This window comes from Cellulosimicrobium arenosum, assembly GCF_014837295.1.
GTDB classification, from domain to species: Bacteria; Actinomycetota; Actinomycetes; order Actinomycetales; family Cellulomonadaceae; genus Cellulosimicrobium; species Cellulosimicrobium arenosum.
This window is the reverse complement of sequence record NZ_JACYHB010000015.1, coordinates 19,814-31,376: the sequence shown is the minus strand read 5'-3', so window position 1 is coordinate 31,376 and position 11,563 is coordinate 19,814. Positions and strand designations below refer to the sequence as shown.

The window sequence follows — 11,563 nt, the reverse complement described above, 5'->3', positions numbered from 1 at the left end:
GTCGAGAAGCCACCACGTCCGGCATACCGTGCGGGTATGACGCACACTCCCCTCCACGGCGACGCGACCGGACCTCGCAGCGAGGCTCCTACCGGGGCGACCGGGTCCGTCCCGTCGAAGGAGTCCGAGTCCTACACCCACGGGCACCACGAGTCCGTGCTGCGCTCCCACCGCTGGCGCACGGCCGAGAACTCGGCCGGCTTCCTCCTGCCGCACCTGCGCGAGGACATGAGCGTGCTCGACGTCGGGTGCGGCCCCGCGACGGTCACCGTCGACCTCGCGGCGCGCGTGCCGTCCGGCAGGGTGGTGGGCGTCGACGCGTCGGCGAAGGTCCTCGGCAGCGCGCGCGAGCTCGCCGCGCGGCGCAGCACGCCGAACATCGCGTTCCAGCAGGCCAACGCGTACGAGCTGCCCTTCGCCGACGACACGTTCGACGTCGTCTACGCCCACCAGCTCCTGCAGCACCTCTCCGACCCGATCGCCGTCCTGCGCGAGATGCGTCGCGTCGCGAGGCCGGGCGGCCTCGTCGCGGTCCGCGACGCCGACTACGCGGCCATGACCTGGTACCCCGAGTCCTCCGGCCTGACGGAGTGGAACACGCTCTACCACGAGGTCACGCACGACTACGGGTACGAGGCCGACGCCGGGCGTCGCCTCTTCGCGTGGGTGCAGGAGGCCGGGTTCGACCCGGCCGGCATCGTCCCGTCCGCGAGCACGTGGTGCTACGCGACGCCCGAGGACCGGACCTGGTGGGGCGGGCTGTGGGCCGAGCGGTGCGTCGCGTCGAACTTCGCCGCCCAGGCCAAGGAGTCGTCGCTCGCCGACGACGTCGCGCTCGAGCAGCTCGCGCAGGACTGGCTGCGCTGGGCCGAGGAGCCCGCCGGGTGGTTCGCGGTGCTCAACGGCGAGGTGCTCGCCCGCGCCTGACCGCGTGCCCGGATAGTCTGGGCCCGTGCGCATCGCGAGATTCACCACCGGAGACGACCCCCGCTACGCCCTCGTCCAGCAGGAGGGGGACCGCACGTATCTCGCGGTCCTCACGGGTGACCCGCTCTACATGCCGGTCACGCCGACGGGGGAGCGGATCGAGCTGGGCGACGGCGTGCGGCTCCTCGCCCCCGTGATCCCGCGCTCCAAGGTGGTCGCGGTCGGTCGCAACTACGCCGACCACGCCCAGGAGATGGGTACCGACGTCCCCTCGCGCCCCCTGATCTTCCTCAAGCCCAACACGTCCGTGGTCGGTCCGGACGACCCGATCGTCCTGCCGGACTTCTCGCAGGAGGTCTCGTACGAGGCCGAGCTCGCCGTCGTCATCGGACGGCTCGCCAAGGACGTGGCGCCGGACGCCGCGGCGTCGTACGTCCTGGGCTACACCGTGGCCAACGACGTCACCGCGCGCGACGCGCAGCGCACCGACGGCCAGTGGGCGCGCGCCAAGGGGTTCGACTCCTCGTGCCCTCTCGGCCCGTGGATCGACACCGACCTCGACCCCGAGGACGTCGGCGTGCGCAGCCGCGTCAACGGCGAGGTCAAGCAGGACGGCCGCACGCGCGACATGGTGTTCGACGTCGCGTACCTCGTCTCGTACATCTCCGAGGCCATGACTCTCCTGCCGGGGGACGTCATCCTCACGGGCACGCCGGCGGGCGTCGGCCGCATCGACGTCGGCGACCGCGTCGAGTGCGAGGTCGAGGGCATCGGCGTGCTCGGCAACCCGGTGGTCCGGCGGGCCTGACGTCCCAGGGAGGCATCGCCATGAGCGCACGCCGCACCGAGGGCCCTCCGGCTCGTCGCCGCGATCTCCTGCGCCGCCGTCCCGCGGGCGAGCCCGAGACCGTCGACCTGCCCCGCATCATGCGGTACGTGGACGCGGGGCGGGTCCTGCGTGCCCCGGACGAGGACAGCGTCGCGGACGGCCTGCGGTTCGCCGCTGCGGCGCCCGACCACATGACCATGCTGCTCTACCCGGCCCCGGACGCGGCGGCGGTGCAGGAGCTCGCACAGGCGTGGGACCTGCACCCGGTCCTCGTGGACGACCTGCTGCACGCCCACCAACGTCCCAAGCTCGAGCGCTACGGGGACGTGCTGTTCCTCGTCGTCCGCTCCGCCCGGTACGTCGACGAGCTCGAGGAGGTCGACTTCTCCGAGTTCCACGTCCTCGTGCGCCCGGGCGCGATCGCCATCCTGTGCCAGGACGCGCGGTGGATCGACGGCACGGCGGGTGCTGCGCTCGAGGAGAGCATCGCCGACGTGCTGGCTCGCGGCGACCGCTCCCTGCTCACCGAGGAGCACCTGCTGAACCAGGGTCCGGAGGCTGTCGTGTACCGGGTCCTGGACACGATCGTCGACGGCTACGCGCCCGTCCTGCGGGGCATCGACATCGACAAGGAGCAGATCGAGCGGCAGGTCTTCAGCGGGGACGCGGCCGTCGCCGAGCGCATCTACCGGCTCAGCCAGGAGGTCATCGACACGCAGCACGTGACGTCGTCGATGATCTCCGTGGTGCGCTCGCTCAGCGAGGGATTCGGCAAGTACGACGTCCCCCAGGAGCTCCAGACCTTCCTGCAGGACGTCTCCGACCATCTCGCCCGCGCGCACGCCCAGGTGTCCGAGTACCGCGACGCGCTCGCGCAGATCCTCGACGTCAACGCGACCCTCGTGGCCCAACGGCAGAACGAGGACATGAAGAAGATCTCGGGCTGGGCCGCGATCCTGTTCGCGCCGACGCTGGTCGCCGCGATCTACGGCATGAACTTCGACGTGATGCCCGAGCTGCACTGGACGCTCGGCTACCCGTCGGCGGTCGTCGCGATGGTCGGTTTCGCCGGCGCGCTCTACTGGATCTTCAAGCGGCGCAAGTGGATGTGACGTCGTCGGCCACTACGCTGGGCCCGTGATCCCCGCACCTGGTTCCTCGCCCGTCCGTGTCCGCTTCTGCCCGTCCCCGACGGGGACCCCGCACGTGGGGCTGATCCGCACCGCGCTGTTCAACTGGGCGTACGCGCGGCACGTGGGGGGCACGTTCGTCTTCCGCATCGAGGACACCGACGCGGCACGCGACTCGCTCGAGAGCTACGAGCAGCTGCTCGACGCGCTGCGCTGGCTCGGCCTGGACTGGGACGAGGGCCCCGAGGTCGGGGGCCCGCACGAGCCGTACCGGCAGTCGCAGCGCGCGGACCTCTACCAGGACGTGATCCGCCGGCTCGTCGAGGGCGGGTACGTCTACGAGTCGTTCTCCACGCCCGAGGAGGTCGACGCGCGCAACGCCGCGGCCGGCATCAAGACGAAGGGGTACGACAACTTCGACCGCACCCTCACCGACGAGCAGCGGTCCGCATTCCGTGCCGAGGGCCGCGAGCCCGTGCTCCGCCTGCGCATGCCCGACGAGGACGTGACGTTCACGGACCTGGTCCGTGGCGAGATCACGTTCAAGGCCGGCTCCGTCCCGGACTACGCGATCGTGCGCGCGAACGGCCAGCCGCTGTACACGCTCGTCAACCCGGTCGACGACGCGCTCATGGGGATCACCCACGTGCTGCGCGGCGAGGACCTGCTCTCCTCGACCCCGCGCCAGATCGCGCTGTACCAGGCACTGCTGGAGATCGGCGTCGCGACGGTGATGCCGGAGTTCGGCCACCTGCCGTACGTCATGGGCGAGGGCAACAAGAAGCTGTCCAAGCGGGATCCGGAGTCCAACCTGTTCCTGCACCGCGAGCGCGGGTTCACGCCGGAGGGGCTGCTCAACTACCTCGCGCTGCTCGGCTGGTCCATCGCGCCGGACAACGACATCTTCTCCGTCGACGAGATGGTCGCGGCGTTCGACGTGCACGACGTCCTGCCCAACCCCGCGCGCTTCGACCTGAAGAAGGCCGAGGCCATCAACGCCACGCACGTGCGCATGCTCGCCCCCGACGACTTCCGCGACCGCCTCGTGCCCTACCTGCACGCGGCCGGCCTGGTCCCGGCCGACTCGTTCGCCGACCTCTCCCCGCGTCACCGCGACCTGCTCACCGCGGCTGCGCCGCTCGTGCAGGAGCGCATGGTCCTGCTCGGGGAGTCCGTGGGGATGCTGGGCTTCCTGTTCACGCCCGACGACGTGCTCGAGGTCGAGGAGGACGCGCGCAAGGGGCTCAAGGAGTCGGCGCCGCAGGTGGTCGACGCCGCCGTCGCCGCGCTCACCGGTCTCGACGACTTCACCGCCGAGCCGATCCAGGCCGCGCTGACCGCCGCGATCGTCGAGGACCTGGAGATCAAGCCGCGCCTCGCGTTCACCCCGCTGCGTGCTGCCGTGAGCGGGAGGCGCGTCTCGCCGCCGCTGTTCGAGTCCATGGAGCTGCTCGGCAAGGGATCCACGCTCGCGCGCCTCGCGCGGCTGCGGGCCACCCTGTGAGCGCGCGCGTCGAACGCGTGCGGGTCGACCCGGCAGGTGCCACCGCGGACGCCGTCGTCGACGCAGCGGCGCTCGCCGGGACGGTGGACGGTGTCCTGTTCGACGTCGACGACACGCTCGTCGACACGCGGGCCGCTTTCGCCGCGGCCATCGCCGCGGCATCGCGCGTCTGGCTGCCCCACCTGCCTGCGGACCGCTACGACGAGGTGCTCGCCCTGTGGCGCGCGGACCCCGACGGGCACTACCGCGCCTACACGCGCGGCGAGGTCGACTTCGACGCCCAGCGCATGGCGCGCGCCAACGAGCTGCAGGCGGCGTTCGGCGGCGAGCTGCTCGACGACGCGACGTACGTGGACTGGAACGCCGTGTTCTGGGGGACCTTCGAGCAGTCGTGGACCGCGTTCGACGATTCCCGACCGGTCGTCGACGAGCTCGTCGCCGCCGGGGTGGCCGTCGGGTCGCTGTCCAACGCGCGCGTCGAGCTGCAGACCCGCAAGCTCGCCGCCGTCGGGCTCCCCGACGTGCCGCTGCTCGTCGGCGTGGACACGCTCGGCTTCGGCAAGCCCGACCCGCGCGTGTTCGCCGAGGCGTGCCGGCGGCTCGGCACGGACCCGGCCCGCACGGCGTACGTCGGCGACGAGCTCGACGTCGACGCGCGCGCCGCGCTCGCCGCCGGTCTCGTCGGCGTGTGGCTCGACCGCCCCGGCACCCGCCGCGGCGGGCCGCACCCCGAGGACCCGTCCGCGGCGCGCGCGTCGGGCGTCGTGGTGGTCCACGGCTTGGCGGAGCTGCCCGCGGTGCTCGCTCCTACCCGCTGACCCTCGGGCGTGGACCACCAGGCCCCGCCACCTTCGTCGAGGTCGCCGTCGACCACGTCCGCGTGAGCTGCCGCCCCAGATCGGTGGGTCAGGTCAGGAGGAGGACACCGAGCAGGGCGGTGGTCGTGACGGTCAGGGCCGAGGCTGCACCCAGGACCAGGGTGCTGCGGCCCGTGCGGAGCAGGCGCGGGAGGTCGACGCCCAGGCCCATCGCGAACATCGCCGCGACGAACGCGACTGTCGTGACGGTCGCCGCGGCGTCGAGCACCGGGGCCGGCAGCAGCCCGAGGCTGCGCACCGCGACGGCGACCACGAACCCGACCACGAACCACGGGACCGGGGCCACACGGCGCGCGCGGTCGGTGTCGGGCGGGATCCCCCCGACGCCCGACGCCGCGTCCTCGCCCGGCCTGCTCGTCCCCCGGGCCGTGGCGCGACCCGAGACGATGCCGGCGGCCGTGACGATCGGCGCGAGGAGCGCGACCCGAGCGAGCTTGGCGACGGTCGCGGTCGCGAGGGCGGTGGCGGACACCGCACCGGCGGCCGTGACCACCTGGGCCACCTCCTGGACGCTCGCCCCGATCCAGAGCCCGGCGCGGTCGTCGTCGAGGCTCATGACCCCGGCGAGCCAGGGCAGGGCCACGATCGCGAGCGTCCCGTAGACGGTGACGAGCGCGAGGGCGCCCGCCACGGCGTCGTCGTCCTCGCGCACCTGCCGCGGCGATCGACCCGGCCGCGCGACGACGCTCTGCATCGCGGAGATCGCGGCGGCGCCGCAGATCGAGAACCCGGTCGCTACGAGCAGGCCGGTCGTGCGGGGCACCTGCAGGAGGCGCGCGAGCGCGAGCGTCGCGGAGAACGTCACGGCGAGCGTCGTCGTGACCACGACCAGACCCTGCCACCCGAGCGCGAGCACCTCCGGGATCGACAGCTGCAGGCCGAGGAGCACGACGCCGGTGCGCAGCACGTTCGACGACGTCCACGCGATCCCCGGCCGCAGCGCGGCGACCGTCGCCGTCGCGCGCCGTCCGCTGGCGCGGCCGACGACGGACGAACCGACGACCGCGCCGAGCGCGAGGGCCACCACCAGCGGCGAGACGGTCAGGACGGCCCGGGACCCGACCAGCACCGCGACGGTAGCGAGCGCGACCATGCCGAGGCCGGGCAGCACGCCCCGCACCCGAGCGGTCCGCGACGTGCGGGACTCCGGGGCTGCGGGCGCCGGGCTGGTCCGCGAGGTCCGCTGCACGGACGACATGCCGGCGGTGGGCGTCGGGGCGCGCGTCGTCCGGGGTCGGGTGTGGGCCATGGCTCCAGCCTGCGTGGTGCCGCACGACCTCGGAAGGCCGAGCTCCCTCGGGACCCATAGGATCAGACTATGGCTGAGGCGAGAGCGGACCGGACCGCGCTGCGGGCGCTCGAGCTGCTGGTCGCGACCGACTCGCACGGCTCGATCAGCGCCGCGGCGCGCGCGCTGGGGGTGTCGCAGCCGACGGCGTCGGCGGGCCTGCGCTCGCTCGAGCGCCGGCTCGGGCTCGAGCTCCTGGAGCGCACGACCCGCGGCGCCCGGCTCACCGAGACCGGACGGGCAACCGCGGCCTGGGCGCGCGAGGTCGTCGAGGCGTCCGACCGCTTCGAGCGCGCGACGGCGGCGCTGCGCGACGCCCCCACCGCGCGCGTGCGCGTCGCGGCGAGCCTGACGGTGGCCGAGTACCTCGCGCCGCGCTGGCTCGCGCGACTCGCCCTCGACGGGCGCACCACGCCGGGTTCGCCCGACGTCGAGCTCGTCGTGCGCAACTCCACCGACGTGACGGACCTCGTGCTCGACGGCGGCGTGGAGCTCGGGTTCGTGGAGAGCGCGTCGGTGCGGCGCGGCCTGCGCACGCGGACGGTGGCGCACGACGAGCTGGTGGTCGTGGTCGGTCCGAGCCATCCCTGGGCGCGGCGCAGCGCCCTGCGCGTCGACGAGCTCGTCGCCGGGGGCCTCGTCGTCCGCGAGTCCGGCTCGGGCACGCGCGAAACGCTCGAGCGTGCCCTCGCCGCGCACGGGACGCGCCTGCCCGACCACCTGCCCCACCTGGGGTCCACGGCCGCGCTCAAGACGGCGGTGCAGCACGGGGGAGCGGTCGCGGTCCTGTCGAGCCTCGCGGTGTCCGACGACGTCGCGCACGGCACGCTCGTGACGGTCGCCGTCCCGGGGCTCGAGCTCGGGCGGCGGTTGCGGATGGTGTGGAAGGACGGTGTCGCGCTCTCGGCCGGCGCCCGGCGCGTCGCCGGTGCTGCGACGGGCACGTGAGAGCGCAGCGGTTGCGCGGTGCAGGCCGACCCGCACAGGGTGGTCCGATGCGAACCCTCGACATCGGCACGCGCGTGCCCGCCTCCGTCATCGGCCTCGGCACCTGGCAGTTCGGCTCCAAGGAGTGGGGGTACGGCGACGACTTCGTCGAGCGCGCCGGCGAGATCGTGCGACGTGCGCTCGACCTCGGCGTCACGTTCTTCGACTCCGCCGAGCTCTACGGGTTCGGCCGCAGCGAACGGATCCTCGGCGAGGCGCTCGGCGATCGTCGCGAGGACGCCGTGGTCGCGACGAAGATCTTCCCCCTGCTCCCCGTCGCGCCCGTGGTCGAGCAGCGCGCCGTCGCGTCCGCCGACCGGCTCGGGGTGCAGCGCCTCGATCTCTACCAGGTGCACCAGGCGAACCCCGTCGTTCGCGACGGCACGACGATGCGCGGGATGGCGGCGCTCCAGCGCACTGGCCTCGTGGACCAGGTCGGGGTCTCCAACTACCCGCTGCAGCGCTGGCAGGAGGCCGAGCTGGCGCTCGGGGGGCCGGTGATGACGAACCAGGTCCAGTACTCGCTCGTCCACCGTGACCCCGAGCAGGACCTGCTGCCCTGGGCGCGCGAGCAGGGACGCGTCGTCGTCGCGTACAGCCCGCTCGGCCAGGGGGTGCTCTCGGGCCGCTACACGCCCGAGAACCGGCCGCAGAACTCCGTGCGACGCGCGAACCCGCTGTTCTGGCCGGAGAACCTCGAGCGTGTCGTGCCGCTCGTGGACGCGCTCCGCGAGGTCGGGGACGCGCACGACCTCACGCCCGCCCAGGCCGCGCTCGCCTGGGTCGTGGCGCGTCCCGGCGTCCTCGCGATCCCTGGGGCCTCGAGCGTCGAGCAGCTCGAGAAGAACGTGGAGGCGGGGTCCGTCACCCTCGCCGAGGACGAGGTGGCCGCGCTCGACCACGCGTCGGCCGCATTCCGACCCGTCGGCCTCGGCGAGCGGGTGCGCAGCTCGGTGCGGAGCCGCCTGAGCCGCGCATTTGGCGACGGACCACTCGTCCGGTAATGTTCTCGCCCGGTAAGACCTCCACGTGAGGGAGTCCAGGGACAGGTGTCAGTCGGTCCGGAACGGCTCCCGAACGAGCGGCGGTCATACCCCCATGGGGTATGGTGTAATTGGCAGCACGAGTGGTTCTGATCCACTTAGTCTAGGTTCGAGTCCTGGTACCCCAGCGATGAGCTTCGATTCCTGCTCCGGGCGGTCAGACCGTCTCGGGACATGAGGTAGAGTTCTCACCGGCAAACGAGCCCGCACGGTTCGTTCTCCACAGGCCCCCATCGTCTAGCGGCCTAGGACGCCGCCCTCTCACGGCGGTAACACGGGTTCAAATCCCGTTGGGGGTACACGATCAAGGCCCGGTCACCCGCGAGGGTGTCCGGGCCTTCGTCATGCCCAGACCTGACGCGGTGCCCGGCTCTCCGTGGACCGAGCCGTCGGCAGCACGAGCAGGGTGTGACCTACGTCGCTATGCTCACCATATGCTGCGACTGCTCATCAGGACCGTCATCTTTCTCGCCTCCGCGGCACTGGGGCTGCTCGTCGCGTCCTGGGTGATCGACGGCGTCAACCTCACCGTGACGGGGTTCGTCGTCGCCGTCGTCGTGTTCACCGTCGCCCAGGCGATCCTGGCGCCGTTCATCGCGAAGACCGCTGCGCGCTACGCGCCGGCGCTGCTCGGGGGGATCGGCCTGGTCTCGACCTTCGTCGCCCTGCTCATCGCGTCACTGGTCGGTGACGGGCTGTCGATCACCGGCGGTGTCGTGCCGTGGATCCTCTCGGCGCTCGTCGTGTGGCTGGTCACAGCCCTCGCGACCTTCCTGCTCCCGATGTTCTTCCTCAAGGAGAAGGTCGAGGAGCGGCGCAGCGGTCCGGCGAAGCGCTGACGGGTCCTTCGCGCTGAAGGACCTCCGCGTGAGGCTCCGCCGTCGTCGCGGTGCGCCCCTCGGCTCGCTCAGGGGGCTTCGTCGCGACCGGGCCCGGGCTCGTACGGCTTGGGCAGCGGCGGGCCCTGCGGGTGCACGACGGGTACGTAGGTGGCGCGGTGCTCTCCGGACACGGTCCACCCGCGCTCGTCGTCGGTGTCCTCGTCCGCGGGGCGCGAGGCCCTGGCGCGGGACGCGTGCACGGGTATCGGCTGGGTGGAGCTGCTCGCCGGCTCATGCCGGTCGGTCGTCTCCCGTCCAGGGACGACGACGACCGGTCGGTCCGCACGGGGCGACGGCTCCGGGAGTGGCGCCGACTCGACCGGAGACCGCCCGTCCCACGGCTCGACGGGCTCCACCTCGTGCGCCTCGGCAGGTCCGGCGTCCTGCTGGACCTCCGGGTCGGCACGCCGCCGAGCGGTGGGCGTGCGTCCGGGCCTCGCGCCCGGTGCCGGAGCCGGCACCGGGGAGTCGTCGTCCAGGTCGGGACCGGACGGGCCGAAGAGGGTGTCGCAGAGCCGTCGGTACGTCTCGTCCGGCTGCGCGACCCAGTCGATCTTGCGCAGCGCCTGGTCCTGCCCCGCCGACTCGAGGAGGAACTGGCCGTAGCCCAGGACGCGCCCGGTGGGGGAGCGCCCGTAGTTCATGTCGGTGACCTTCTTGAGCGGCATCATCGCCACCTTGTGCGTGATCAGCCCGTAGAGCAGGAGCAGCCGCTTGTCCGTCGCGACGAACCACTCGTTGCGCCACTCCATGACGCGCCAGACGAGGCGGCCGAGCAGGATCAGCCAGAGCCACCACAGGACGAGGACGCCGTCGCCCACGGCGGGCCCGACCTCTACGACGATCCATGCGACGGCCAGCAGCGCGACCAGCGTCGTCGCCACGGGCTCGAAGAGCATTCCCCAGTGGTGGCGGGTCGCGAACACGACCTGCTCGCCGCCGATGACGTAGCGGTCGAGGATCTTGCCGCGCGGGCCCCCGCGAGAGGACACGAGGTCAGTCCAGCAGCGAGTTGAAGAACTGCCCGATGCTGCGGAACGCGCCGACGATCACGTCCCAGATCCCTTCCAGGATGCCGGCTGCCTTGTCCGGGCTCGTGATGATCGCGTACACGGCGAAGATCACCAGCGCCCAGATCAGGATCGCCTTCACCTTCGGATGCATCAGGTCTCCTCGCAGGTCGTCGGTCGGTGCCGTCAGGTGCCCCTGCACCCTGCTGCGCAGCTCGGGTCGAGCAAGCGTGCCCCAGCATGGCAGCAGTGCGTGCCATTTTGACAGGGCCCGTCCTGATTGGTCCCCACGGCGCGCCGAGGGGTCGACTTCCCGGCCGGGCCGGGTAGCACGTGCTCCGGTGGCGGTACGGCTACTCGCCGGCGCGGCGCAGGACCTCGGTGAGGCGGTTCGCGGCGGCGGCCACCGAACCCGAGTGGAGGCGACCCGGCTGGCGCGAGAGGCGCTCGACGGGGCCGGAGATCGAGACCGCGGCCACGACGCGTCCCGACGGACCCCGCACGGGGGCCGAGACCGAGGCCACCCCGAGCTCGCGCTCCGACACGGACTGGGCCCAGCCGCGGCGTCGGACACCGGAGAGGATCGTCGCGGTGAACTTGGCCTCGCGCAGGCCGCGGTGCAACCGGTCCGGCTCCTCCCACGCGAGCAGGATCTGCGCGGCCGAGCCGGCCTGCATCGTCAGTGTCGCGCCGACGGGGATCGAGTCGCGCAGGCCGACCGGGCGCTCGGCCGCGGCCACGCAGATGCGGTGGTCGCCCTGGCGGCGGTAGAGCTGCGCGCTCTCGCCCGTGTGGTCGCGCAGCGCGGTGAGCACCGGGTTGGCCGCGGCGAGGAGCCGGTCCTCCCCGGCGGCGGTGGCGAGCTCGTTCAGGCGCGGCCCGAGGACGAATCGGCCCTGCATGTCGCGCGTGACCATGCGGTGGTGCTCGAGGGCGACGGCGAGGCGGTGCGCCGTCGGGCGGGCGAGGCCCGTGGCGGTGACGAGCTGTGCGAGGGTGGCCGGGCCGGACTCGAGGGCGCCCAGGACCGACGCCGCCTTGTCGAGCACGCCGACTCCGCTACTATTGTCCATAGGTCGATACTGA

The 11,563-nt window shown here is 72.7% G+C and carries 12 protein-coding genes and 2 tRNA genes; 10 read left to right on the top strand and 4 right to left on the bottom strand.

The window, feature by feature from the left end:
• The first annotated feature begins 36 nt into the window (after positions 1 to 36).
• Genes IF651_RS15285 through IF651_RS15265 form a run of 5 tightly spaced genes read left to right on the top strand, consistent with a single transcriptional unit; the run spans position 37 to position 5,208 of the window.
• A complete protein-coding gene (locus tag IF651_RS15285) occupies positions 37 to 927 on the top strand; it encodes a methyltransferase domain-containing protein (RefSeq protein WP_191829995.1) in 891 nt (296 codons plus the stop codon).
• 25 nt (positions 928 to 952) lie between these two features.
• On the top strand, positions 953 to 1,735 hold the full coding sequence (locus IF651_RS15280; RefSeq protein WP_191829994.1) for a fumarylacetoacetate hydrolase family protein: 783 nt from the start codon (positions 953 to 955) through the stop codon (positions 1,733 to 1,735).
• A gap of 20 nt (positions 1,736 to 1,755) precedes the next feature.
• Positions 1,756 to 2,868 carry a magnesium and cobalt transport protein CorA gene (locus tag IF651_RS15275; RefSeq protein ID WP_191829993.1) on the top strand — a complete coding sequence of 371 codons (1,113 nt, stop codon included), beginning with the start codon at positions 1,756 to 1,758 and terminating at the stop codon, positions 2,866 to 2,868.
• 25 nt (positions 2,869 to 2,893) lie between these two features.
• Positions 2,894 to 4,390, top strand: coding sequence for a glutamate--tRNA ligase (gene gltX, locus IF651_RS15270; RefSeq protein ID WP_191829992.1), 1,497 nt, complete (start codon positions 2,894 to 2,896; stop codon positions 4,388 to 4,390).
• Entirely contained in the window at positions 4,387 to 5,208 is an 822-nt protein-coding gene (locus tag IF651_RS15265) for an HAD family hydrolase (RefSeq protein ID WP_338403998.1), read from the top strand. The genes gltX and IF651_RS15265 overlap by 4 nt, the downstream gene beginning before the upstream one ends.
• Positions 5,209 to 5,296: 88 nt before the next feature.
• On the opposite strand, the gene IF651_RS15260 is transcribed toward IF651_RS15265, so the two are convergent.
• Positions 5,297 to 6,517 carry a YeiH family protein gene (locus IF651_RS15260; RefSeq protein ID WP_206715359.1) on the bottom strand — a complete coding sequence of 407 codons (1,221 nt, stop codon included), beginning with the start codon at positions 6,515 to 6,517 and terminating at the stop codon, positions 5,297 to 5,299.
• Between the two features lie 69 nt (positions 6,518 to 6,586).
• On the opposite strand from IF651_RS15260, the gene IF651_RS15255 reads away from it, so the two are divergent.
• From IF651_RS15255 to IF651_RS15235, 5 genes are all read left to right on the top strand, one after another.
• Positions 6,587 to 7,504, top strand: a complete 918-nt coding sequence (locus IF651_RS15255) for a LysR family transcriptional regulator (RefSeq protein ID WP_191829991.1) — start codon at positions 6,587 to 6,589, stop codon at positions 7,502 to 7,504.
• Positions 7,505 to 7,551: 47 nt separating this feature from the next.
• The gene (locus tag IF651_RS15250) at positions 7,552 to 8,547 is read left to right on the top strand and encodes an aldo/keto reductase (RefSeq protein ID WP_191829990.1); all 996 of its coding nucleotides are present in this window, start codon (positions 7,552 to 7,554) and stop codon (positions 8,545 to 8,547) included.
• Positions 8,548 to 8,642: 95 nt separating this feature from the next.
• Positions 8,643 to 8,714 (top strand) — tRNA-Gln (locus tag IF651_RS15245).
• A 98-nt stretch (positions 8,715 to 8,812) separates the two neighbouring features.
• Positions 8,813 to 8,885: transfer RNA gene (locus IF651_RS15240), tRNA-Glu, on the top strand.
• A gap of 135 nt (positions 8,886 to 9,020) precedes the next feature.
• Positions 9,021 to 9,425 carry a phage holin family protein gene (locus IF651_RS15235; protein WP_191829989.1) on the top strand — a complete coding sequence of 135 codons (405 nt, stop codon included), beginning with the start codon at positions 9,021 to 9,023 and terminating at the stop codon, positions 9,423 to 9,425.
• A 68-nt stretch (positions 9,426 to 9,493) separates the two neighbouring features.
• Here the strand turns inward: IF651_RS15235 and IF651_RS15230 are convergent, their stop codons facing one another.
• From IF651_RS15230 to IF651_RS15220, 3 genes are all read right to left on the bottom strand, one after another.
• Positions 9,494 to 10,459, bottom strand: coding sequence for a PH domain-containing protein (locus IF651_RS15230; protein WP_191829988.1), 966 nt, complete (start codon positions 10,457 to 10,459; stop codon positions 9,494 to 9,496).
• Between the two features lie 4 nt (positions 10,460 to 10,463).
• Complete coding sequence (locus IF651_RS15225; RefSeq protein WP_191829987.1) at positions 10,464 to 10,631, bottom strand: hypothetical protein; 168 nt, start codon at positions 10,629 to 10,631, stop codon at positions 10,464 to 10,466.
• A 199-nt stretch (positions 10,632 to 10,830) separates the two neighbouring features.
• On the bottom strand, positions 10,831 to 11,550 hold the full coding sequence (locus IF651_RS15220) for an IclR family transcriptional regulator (protein WP_191829986.1): 720 nt from the start codon (positions 11,548 to 11,550) through the stop codon (positions 10,831 to 10,833).
• Positions 11,551 to 11,563 lie beyond the last annotated feature (13 nt).

Coding starts and splice junctions, on each gene's coding strand:
- IF651_RS15260 (WP_206715359.1), bottom strand. CDS start 6,517: ATGGCCCACACCCGACCCCGGACGACGCGCGCCCCGACGCCCACCGCC.
- IF651_RS15235 (WP_191829989.1), top strand. CDS start 9,021: ATGCTGCGACTGCTCATCAGGACCGTCATCTTTCTCGCCTCCGCGGCA.
- IF651_RS15285 (WP_191829995.1), top strand. CDS start 37: ATGACGCACACTCCCCTCCACGGCGACGCGACCGGACCTCGCAGCGAG.
- IF651_RS15220 (WP_191829986.1), bottom strand. CDS start 11,550: ATGGACAATAGTAGCGGAGTCGGCGTGCTCGACAAGGCGGCGTCGGTC.
- IF651_RS15255 (WP_191829991.1), top strand. CDS start 6,587: ATGGCTGAGGCGAGAGCGGACCGGACCGCGCTGCGGGCGCTCGAGCTG.
- IF651_RS15225 (WP_191829987.1), bottom strand. CDS start 10,631: ATGCATCCGAAGGTGAAGGCGATCCTGATCTGGGCGCTGGTGATCTTC.
- IF651_RS15250 (WP_191829990.1), top strand. CDS start 7,552: ATGCGAACCCTCGACATCGGCACGCGCGTGCCCGCCTCCGTCATCGGC.
- IF651_RS15275 (WP_191829993.1), top strand. CDS start 1,756: ATGAGCGCACGCCGCACCGAGGGCCCTCCGGCTCGTCGCCGCGATCTC.